The sequence below is a fragment of the uncultured Acetobacterium sp. genome (assembly GCF_927416815.1).
Classification (GTDB): Bacteria; Bacillota; Clostridia; order Eubacteriales; family Eubacteriaceae; genus Acetobacterium.
Window position 1 is genome coordinate 1 of record NZ_CAKMJU010000065.1, and the last position, 7,597, is coordinate 7,597.

The following is a 7,597-nucleotide window of genomic DNA, read 5'->3' on the forward strand; positions in this document are numbered from 1 at the left end:
AATGCCTATCGCATCACCAAGGTCCGTGGGGAAACCGCCTCACGAGTCCGGGTTCCCGGGGGCTTATTAACGGCAGACCTGCTGCCGCTGATTCAAAACATTGCCGAAAGCTATGGCAATGGCCGGATCCATTTAACCACCCGTCAAGGCTTTGAAATCCCGGGTATCAAATTTACCGATATGGACGCCGTCAATGCCCTGCTGCAGCCGATAATTGATAAGCTCGATATTAATCAGGAAATTCCCGGCAAAGGCTATACCTCCGCCGGTACCCGCAATATTTCTGCCTGTATCGGCAGCAATACCTGTCCATTTGCCACCTATAACACCACTAATTTTGCCAAGCGGATGGAAAAGGAAATTTTTCCCAATGACCTCCATTTTAAGGTCGCCTTCACCGGTTGCGCTAATGACTGCATCAAAACCCGGATGCAGGATTTTGGGATCATCGGGATGACCGAACCACAGTATCAAAAGGAACGCTGCATGGGCTGTCAGGCCTGTGTCAAAGCCTGCAAGAAAAAATCGGTCGATGCCTTGGCGGTGGAGAATTACCGGATTGTCCGCAACACCGAAAAATGTGTCGGTTGCGGCGAATGTGTGATCAACTGCCCCACCCGCGCCTGGACCCGCAGCCCCGAAACCTACTACCGATTGGTACTGATGGGCCGGACTGGCAAGCGAAACCCCCGGCTGGCCGAAGATTTCCTGGTTTGGGCGACCGAAGATGCGATTGTCAAAATTATCAAGAACACCTATGGTTTTGTCAATCACTACATCAACCGGGAAGCACCTGGCGGCAAAGAACACATCGGCTACATCATTGACCGGACTGGCTTTGAAGAATATAAAAAGTGGGCCATGGCAGGGGTCGAGCTGGATCCCCGCACCATCGTCAAAAACCCGGTTTACTGGGGCGGCATTCACTACGATTAAAAATAAGATTACAGCCAACTCACCGTACCGACCAATAACCAGGGGTCAGACCCTTGTTAACGGCTTGTTCGCTGCGCCATGCGAAATCGGCTAAGCTCCTTTCACATTGGTCGCGGGCAGTCGCTAACTTATAAACAAGCTTATGATTGGCGCGTTGCCCTCGCGAAGAATCGAACAGGTTTATCAACCTGTTCACTGCGTAGGGTCTGACTCCGCGGTCATTATCGGTGGTACTGGGTTTGTTTGTAGAATAATAGCAACGAAAAAAACGACTTAATCAAAAAATTAAGTCGTTTTTTTTTAGTCTTTTATTCCACAAATGAGAATCTAAGCTTTGGCGATTTCTTTGCCAAAGTCGATGGCTGATATCAGTTGGCTATCATCAGGGTTCCACTGATTCCTGAGGCCCTCGTTGATAATTTCAAAGCCGGCGCCTTCCAGCCATTCATTTAACACCTTCGTTGATTCACCGCTCCAGCCGTAGCAGCCAAAGGCGGCGGCTTTTTTGTTTTTAAACTTAAGCTCTTTCATCAGATGAACAAAGCCGGCGATCGAGTGGAGGATACTGCCACCAATCGTCGGTGAACCAATTAGCACCGTTTTTGATTTAAAGACTTCGGTAATCAGGTCATTCTCATCGCTTTTTGACAGGTTAAAGACCTTTACTGTAACATCCGGATCGGTCAGACCGATCCCTTCAGCAATATTTTCAGCCAAATTTTTGGTGCCGTTCCACATTGTATCATAGATAATAGTGATCTGATTTTCCTGATAATCCCCCGCCCACTGGGCATATTTCTCAACAATTTGCATCGGGTTATCCTGCCAGATGACACCATGACTGGTGGCAATCATATCAATGGTCAGATTAAAGGCGATAATTTCGTCTAACTTCTTTCGCAATATGGCGCTAAAGGGGGTTAGAATATTGGCATAGTATTTCAGCGCTTCTTGATACAAATCGCATTGATCGACCAGATTATTAAACAGTTTTTCGGTGGCATAATGCTGGCCAAAGGCATCATTGCTAAATAAGATATTGTCTCCAGTCAGATAGGTGGCCATGCTGTCCGGCCAATGGAGCATCCGCATTTCCACAAAAATCAATTCTTTGCCATTGCCGACATCCAGCTTGTCCCCGGTTTTGACAACATTAAAGTTCCAGTCCTGATGATACTGTCCCTTTAAAGACTTAACAGCATTTTCTGTTAAATAAATGGGAACATCCGGGATTCGCGCCATCAATTCTGGCAGCGCACCGCTGTGATCGACTTCGCCATGATTAATCACAATATAATCGATCTCATCCAGGTCAATCACCTGGGACAAGTTTTTGACAAACTCTTTAGCATAGGGTAACCAGACCGTATCAACTAAAACAGTCTTTTCTTCCTGGATCAGATAAGAATTATAGGTCGAGCCATGATTGGTTGAAAATTCATTGCCATGAAACTGCTGTAGTTCCCAATCAACTTTGCCAACCCAGCTCACGTTATTTTTAATTAGTTTTTTCATCGTTTATTCCTTTCAATGATTAACTTGACTTCAATACTAATTATCTACCCATAATTATCAATTCTAACCTGATTTGTTCTTGAAGCAGAATATCGGACCCTTTTTAGCCCTCGATATTGATGATATGCTCAGCCCAGTCTTCATAAAAGGAAGCTTCATGTGAAACCAGAATCAGACTGCCGGTCCACTTGATCAGCTCGCTTTTTAGGACTGCTTTTGCATCGGCATCGAGATGATTAGTTGGTTCATCAAGGATCAGAAAATTCGCGCTGGTCAGCATCAGGATACAGATTTTTACCTTAGCCTGCTCCCCACCGCTGAGGGTGGCTACCCCCTGAAGCATGCTTTTTGCTTTTAAACCGCACTGCGCCAGATAGCGCCGCAGTTGACTCTGAGACAGCTTGGGATAGACCTCAGACACAACCTGAATCGGGTTCAGGTTGGGGTTTTCCCAATTGAGATCCTGCTCGAAATAAGCGATTTTGATGTTATCCGCAAACTTGAATTTTCCCGAAAGCGCTGGAATCTGTTTGACCAGCGTTTTTAGCAGGGTTGATTTCCCGATCCCGTTAAAGCCGGTGATCACCGTTTTCTGGCCCGACTCAATTTTAAAATTCAATTTGGATAGCAGCGGATAATCATAGCCGATCTCCAGATCCTTAACAGTTAAGGATCGCTGGTCGGAGATATGGGTGGCAGTCAACCGGAAATTGGGTTTTGGCACCAACTCTGGTGGCGGAATCCGATCGATCCGATCCAACTGTTTTTGCCTGCTCTTGGCCATGCTGGCAGTCGAAGCACGGGCCTTGTTTTTGGAAATATAGTCCTCAAACTTTTTAATTTCTTTTTTCTGGGCTTCAAATTCACGGATATAGCTTTCTCGTCGCAGCCCTTTTAAGTTGATAAACTTAGTGATATTGCCGCTGTATTTTTTGATGGTCGAAAACTCGATGTCGCAGACACAGGTGGTGATCTTGTCAAGAAAATCAAAATCATGAGAAATCACCAGAAAGGTGCCCTCATAGGCTTTCAAATAGTCAGTCAGCCATTCGACATGCTCTTTATCCAGAAAGTTAGTCGGCTCATCTAAAAGCAAGACATTGGGTTCTTCCAGCAGCAGCTTGGCCAGAATAACCTTGGCCCGCTGTCCGCCACTGAGCTGTTCTAGAATGCTATCCATCCCCAGGGCGGTAATCCCCAGTCCGTCAGCAATTTTTAAGATCCGGCTTTCCAGTTCATAAAAACCGCAATTCTCCAGCAAACTCTGCAGGTCTGAGGCTCTGTTCATGGCTTTTTCACTGCAGTCATTGGCCATCTCTTCATAAATTTTGGTCAGCTGGGCTTCGGTTTGATAGAGCTCAGCAAACGATGTTTTTAGATAATCAAACACCGTCACCTCCTGATCAATCTTAGCATGCTGATCCAGATAACCGACCTTGATCCCTTTTTGCCAGCGAATCTCGCCACCATCGGGAATAATTTCTCCGATTAAGGTATTGACGAGGGTTGTCTTCCCGGTGCCATTACGCCCGACAATCCCCATGTGCTCGCCTTTGAATAATTCAAAGGAAGCTTCCTGATATAAAATTTTATCACCAAACGAATGTGATAAATTAATGACGTCCAATAGTCCCATTAGCATTTCTCCTGGCTGTTAAATAGCTTAACAAAAATAAAACAGCGAGCCATTTTTATAGTGACTCCCTGTCATGATAAAAGGCCATAACGAACAGTGCGTTATGGCCTGCAAACTTTCCTGCTGGTTATCGGTTTAAGCGCATCAAAACATAACATGGTATAAACCGTAGTACCGACAATTGTTACATCTTGTTGTGTGCATCAGAGCGGACACGGCGATAGCCTGTCCGATTCTGCGCGCTGGCAACGAGCCAATCACAAGCTAGCTTGTAGTTGGCGACTGCCCGCGACCAATGCGAAAGGAGCTTAGCGGATTTCGCATGGTGCAGCAAACAACTGATTAACAATTGATCGGTACGGTAAATTTAAGATCCTGTGTCTCAATCAAACGCCTGGCTACATCAGTTTGCTGATGTTTTTGGTAAAGGCAACCACGTCGTCAAGGGGCAATCCGGCAATCAGGCGCGCCTGATTGTAAAGCAGCTCGGTGTAAAGGGCAAACTGCTCATCATCTGCTTCAAAGTAGGTCTGCAGTTTTTGATAAACCGGATGGTTCTTGTTGATTTCCAGCACTTTCTTGGCCTTGACATCGCCACCCTGGGGCATCGTGTTTAAGGTCATTTCCATTTCGATTGAGAGATCCCCTTCGGTCGAAAGATAAGCCACGTCATCTTTCAGGTGAGCCGTCGTTTTTACCTTGACGACCTCATCGCCGATCAGGTCTTTCATTTTCTCCAGTAGTTTTTCATCGGCTTCAGATGTTTCGGTATCCTCATCGGTTTGATTGTCTTCCGGTGCTTCCAGACCCAAATTCTGGCTGGAAACCGAACGGAATTCCTTATCCAGATATTGTCGTAAGGTCTGAGTCACAAATTCATCAATGGTTTCGGTTAAGTAGAGAATCTCATAGTCTTTATTCTTAATAATTGAAACCTGAGGCAGTTTTTCAAGCTGGCTAACCGATGAACCAGTGGCATAATAAATGTATTTCTGATCTTCCGGCATCCGCTCCACATATTCTTTAAGGGTGACCAGCTTGCCTTCTTTAGACGAATAAAAGAGCAGGAAGTCTTGGAGTTTATCCTTGTCCTGTCCCCATTTATCGTAGGTGCCGACCTTGATCTGATTGCCAAAGGCTTTAAAGAATTTCTCATAGGTTTCACGATCATTTTCGAGCATTTTTTTAAGTTCTTCTGAAATTCGGGTATCGATTTTACGGCTGATCAACCGCAGTTGACGATCTTGCTGCAGCATTTCCCGGGAGATATTCAGTGAGATATCCTCGGAATCTACCACCCCTTTGACAAAACTAAAGTAATCTGGCAACAGCTCACTGCATTTTTCCATAATCAGGACGCCGTTTGAATAAAGTTCCAGCCCTTTTTCATAGTCTCTGGTATAGTAATCAAAGGGTGCCTGACCGGGGATATAAAGGATCGCTTTATAACTCATCGCCCCTTCAATACTCAGGTGGACATGCGCCAGCGGCGCATCAAAGCCCAGCCGCTTGTCGTGATAGAAATTGTTGTAATCCTCATCGGTCAGCTCGTTTTTATTTTTTCGCCAGATCGGGATCATCGAGTTCAGAACATCATCTGCCAGATAGGTTTCATATTCGGGATTTTCACTGTCTTTGGTGTCTTCCTTGACCCGGCTCTTTTCCTCCACCATCTTGATGGGGTAACGGATAAAGTTGGAGTAATGCTCAACCAGGTGGCGGATCCGATAGGGTTCTAAATAATCGTCGTAGTTATTATCCTCAGAATTTTCTTTGAGATAGAGGGTGATTTTTGAACCATGAGTGCTACGGGTGCCGGGTTCAATGGTATAACCATCAGCTCCTTCCGAAATCCAGACAAATGAGCTGTCACTGTCAAGCGCCTTTGATTCGACCTCAACCTTGTCGGATACCATAAAGGCCGAATAGAAGCCGACGCCAAACTGGCCAATGATATCAAAATCTTCTTCCATTTCCTGGTCGTTCTTAAAATCGCTGGAGCCGCTTTTGGCAATGGTGCCCAGGTTGTCTTCTAGTTCCGCTGCGGTCATCCCGATTCCGGTATCTTCAATGGTCAGGGTGCGGTTATCCTTGTTGGGATGAATGCGGATGTAATAGTCGTCCTTATTAAAGGTTTTATCTTTGTCGGTTAATGTTTTGTAGTAAACCTTGTCGATGGCGTCGGATGCATTTGAAATCAATTCTCTTAAAAATATTTCCTTGTTGGTGTAAATCGAATGGATCATCAAATCCATCAAACGCTTGGATTCTGATTTAAACTGCTTTTTTTCCATAACATACCTCTTCTTCATCTTGTCTTGTGTTAGCACTCTTTCTTTAAGAGTGCTAACAATATTGTAAGTAACTTTACTAAAAGTGTCAACACTTTTAATGATTCTTTAAGGCTAAATAGTCATTGAGTATTCTACTTATCTGATAAAACTTTTCATAAAAATAAAATGCCCGGACAATCATCCTTGCCGGGCATTACTTTTACAGTTTAAATTCAGTGGTAAAACGTCTGATCGCTTCTTCGGTGTTTTCCTTGCTGCCGAAGGCGGTCAGTCGGAAATAACCTTCGCCATTGGGGCCAAAACCGACACCCGGTGTTCCAACAATGTTGACCTCGTTAAGCAGTTTGTCAAAGAAGCCCCAGGAGTCCAGGCCTTCCGGTGTTTTTAACCAGATATAAGGCGCATTCACCCCGCCAAAAACTTCAATCCCAGTACTGGCGACTCCTTCTCGAATCATTTTGGCGTTATGCATATAATATTTTACGAGTGCCTTAATCTGCTCTTGACCAGCTTGCGTATAAACAGCTTCCGCACCCTTTTGAATAATATAAGGAACCCCATTAAATTTGGTACAGTGTCGGCGGTTCCACAGCTTATTGATTTCAACCGGTTGGCCCGCTTGGGTATAGCCCATCACTTCTTTAGGAACTACCACATAAGAGCAGCGGGTTCCGGTGAAGCCGGCATTTTTGGAGAAGCTTCGGAATTCGATGGCTACTTCTTTGGCGCCGTCAATTTCGTAAATGCTATGCGCCACATCGTCTTCCTGAATATAGGCTTCGTAGGCGGCATCGTATAGAATTATGGCCTGGTTGGCTTTGGCGTAGTCGACCCATTTTTTTAGCTCTGTTTTATTAATCGTGGTGCCGGTCGGGTTATTAGGGAAACACAGATAAATCAGATCCACCTTTTCGGTTGGCAATTGCGGCACAAAGCCGTTCTCAGCGGTGCAGGCCATATAGACCATCTCGCTCCACTTACCGTCGGCGCCTAATGTTCCACTGCGGCCAGCCATGACATTGCTGTCGACATAGACCGGGTAAACCGGATCGGTGATCGCGATTTTGGTATTCTGGCTGAATATTTCCTGAAAATTGGCAGTATCGCTTTTGGAACCATCACTGACAAATATTTCGTCAGTGGCCAGCTCAACCCCCCGGCTTTTAAAATCAAACGCCACAATTTTTTCCAGCAGGAAATCATAGCCTTGTTCCGG

5 protein-coding genes are annotated in these 7,597 nt (G+C 45.3%); 1 reads left to right on the forward strand and 4 read right to left on the reverse strand.

Features of this window, described 5'->3' with window-relative positions:
- Positions 1-936 (forward strand): sulfite reductase subunit C (gene asrC / locus QZ998_RS10145; RefSeq protein ID WP_296560254.1); only part of this gene is annotated, 936 nt, incomplete at its 5' end.
- A gap of 327 nt (positions 937-1,263) precedes the next feature.
- Here asrC and QZ998_RS10150 read toward each other — a convergent pair.
- The 4 genes from QZ998_RS10150 to QZ998_RS10165 form a co-directional block, all read right to left on the reverse strand.
- Entirely contained in the window at positions 1,264-2,451 is a 1,188-nt protein-coding gene (locus QZ998_RS10150; protein WP_296560256.1) for an anaerobic nitric oxide reductase flavorubredoxin, read from the reverse strand.
- A gap of 103 nt (positions 2,452-2,554) precedes the next feature.
- The gene (locus tag QZ998_RS10155) at positions 2,555-4,087 is read right to left on the reverse strand and encodes an ABC-F family ATP-binding cassette domain-containing protein (protein ID WP_296560258.1); all 1,533 of its coding nucleotides are present in this window, start codon (positions 4,085-4,087) and stop codon (positions 2,555-2,557) included.
- A 398-nt stretch (positions 4,088-4,485) separates the two neighbouring features.
- Entirely contained in the window at positions 4,486-6,381 is a 1,896-nt protein-coding gene (htpG, locus tag QZ998_RS10160; RefSeq protein ID WP_296560260.1) for a molecular chaperone HtpG, read from the reverse strand.
- 199 nt (positions 6,382-6,580) lie between these two features.
- Positions 6,581-7,597, reverse strand: a 1,017-nt coding sequence (locus QZ998_RS10165) for an LL-diaminopimelate aminotransferase (protein ID WP_296560265.1), incomplete at its 5' end; no start/stop codon positions are given.

Excerpts from the sequence above, each read along its gene's own strand:
- QZ998_RS10150 (WP_296560256.1), bottom strand. The coding sequence starts at position 2,451 with ATGAAAAAACTAATTAAAAATAACGTGAGCTGGGTTGGCAAAGTTGAT.
- QZ998_RS10155 (WP_296560258.1), bottom strand. The coding sequence starts at position 4,087 with ATGGGACTATTGGACGTCATTAATTTATCACATTCGTTTGGTGATAAA.
- htpG (WP_296560260.1), bottom strand. The coding sequence starts at position 6,381 with ATGGAAAAAAAGCAGTTTAAATCAGAATCCAAGCGTTTGATGGATTTG.